Here is a 1,952-nt window from a genome sequence, read left to right as displayed (position 1 = left end):
TCCTGCGCCCGTCGGTCGTGCTGGGCCGGCCGGCGTTCGGCGCCAGTGCGCTGTTTCGCGGACTGGCCGCATTGCCACTGTTGCCGGTGATGCCCAGCACGGGTCGGCTTCAGGTCGTACAGTTGGATGACGTGATCGCCACTGTCCTGCATTTTCTCCGGCGCGATAGCGCATCGCGCATCACGCTTGACCTTGCCGGACCTGAAGCGCTTCCGATGAGCGAGGTGGTCGGCCTCTACCGCCGCTGGCTCGGGTCGAGACCGGCTGGAGAGTTCACTCTGCCCGGAAGCGTCGCGGCCAGCCTGTACCGGATCGGCGATGCGACGGCTCTGCTCGGCTGGCGCCCGCCGATGCGCAGCAATGCGGCCAAGGAAATCGTGCGGGGCGCTGTCGGCGACCCGCAGGCGTGGATCACAGCGACAGGGATCCAACCATCCAGCCTCGAAGCGGCGCTAAAGCTCAATCCCGCGACGGTGCAGGAGCGATGGTTCGCCCGTCTCTATTTCGTCAAGCCGGCGATCTTTACTGTCCTGCCCTTCTTCTGGATCATGACCGGCATCATTTCCCTGACCACCGGCTGGCGCCGCGGGGTCGACTTGCTGGTCGGCACGGCCATCGGTCCGCTGGCGGAACCGGCGGTCATCGCCGGAGCGCTGGCTGACATGGCGGTCGGCGCGTTGATCGCCTGGCGGCCGACCAGTCGGCTGGGGCTGTTCGGGGCGATCGCGGTGGCTCTTTTCTATGCGATCGCGGGGACCATGCTGCGACCAGAACTGTGGAACGAGCCGCTCGGCCCATTCCTGAAGATCCTGCCGATCCTGGTTCTGCATTTTGTCGCGCTAGCGGTCCTGGAGGAACGCTGATGACCTACTTCATGCTCAAGTTCCTGCATGTCGTCGGCGCGGCCGTGCTGCTGGGCACCGGCGCCGGCATCGCCTTCTTCATGCTGCTCGCTCACCGGACCGGAAATTCCGCGACCATCGCGGCGGTCGCACGCATCGTCGTGATCGCCGATTTCATCTTCACTGCAACCGCCGTCGTCGCCCAACCTGTCACCGGTGCATTCCTCGCCTGGCATTCCGGCTATTCGCTGACCGAGGGGTGGATTGTGCTTTCGATCCTGCTCTACCTCATCACCGGCCTGTTCTGGCTTCCAGTCGTGTGGATGCAGATCGAGATGCGCAATCTCGCTATGCAGGCCGCGGCAGAGAAGCAACCTCTACCACAGCGCTATGACACCTTGTTTCGGCTCTGGTTCGCCTTTGGCTTTCCTGCCTTCGCGGCAGTGCTCGCCATCTTCTGGCTGATGATTTCGCGACCTTCGATCGATTGGTTCGCCTTGTAGCACCGGACTTCGTCTCCCTCGTCACGGTCTGCAACATCGCTGCGCCTACCAAATGGAAGGCGATGGGCGCCAGCCGCAGACTGCCTCGTTCCGTTCCTACATACCGGGTGGCAATGGTTGCACAGGTTCCAGGCCATCGCCCGAGCACCACTGTGGCCGGAGGCTGACGGGACTTTGATTGCCGACGACACGTCTATCCACGTCGCCCGAAATGCATCAAGCAGATTGCGAGATTTCGGGCATAGCGGAAAATCTCCGGATGGTGGCGCCGCAGCCAAGCCGCGTTATCTGTTATAAGTCATCAACTGACTGAAAGCGTGGGCAGCCATGTGCAACGACTATGAGCAGCATATCGCCTGGGCCGAATATTGCAGGATGATGCAATTGCTGGCGCTCGACATTCCCACTTATCAAACCGAACTGGATCTGCCGCAGGCGGATGACATCCGCATCAGTGATCCCGCCCCGATCATGCGCGCCGCCGGCGACACGATCGAACTCACGCGCATGACCTTTGCCTTTCCGCCCTCCGGGCCCAAAGGCGGGCCGATCTTCAACTTCCGCTCGGAAGGACGGAACGTCTCCAACAGCAAGCGCTGCCTTATTC

2 protein-coding genes and 1 pseudogene are annotated in these 1,952 nt (G+C 62.4%); all 3 read left to right on the top strand.

What is annotated here, in order from left to right; genetic code table 11:
• On the top strand, positions 1-863 hold an 863-nt coding region (locus tag EN991_RS34185), incomplete at its 5' end, for an SDR family oxidoreductase (protein ID WP_164769592.1).
• Positions 863-1,345, top strand: coding sequence for a DUF2269 family protein (locus EN991_RS34180; protein ID WP_127370388.1), 483 nt, complete (start codon positions 863-865; stop codon positions 1,343-1,345). The genes EN991_RS34185 and EN991_RS34180, both read left to right, overlap by 1 nt.
• A 327-nt stretch (positions 1,346-1,672) precedes the next feature.
• Positions 1,673-1,952 (top strand): annotated as a pseudogene (locus EN991_RS34175) (SOS response-associated peptidase); the annotation flags it as partial.

This window comes from Mesorhizobium sp. M7A.F.Ca.US.005.03.2.1 (genome assembly GCF_003997795.1).
GTDB lineage: Bacteria > Pseudomonadota > Alphaproteobacteria > Rhizobiales > Rhizobiaceae > Mesorhizobium > Mesorhizobium ciceri.
The sequence above is the reverse complement of the archived record's forward strand: the minus strand, read 5'-3'. Positions and strand labels throughout refer to the sequence as shown.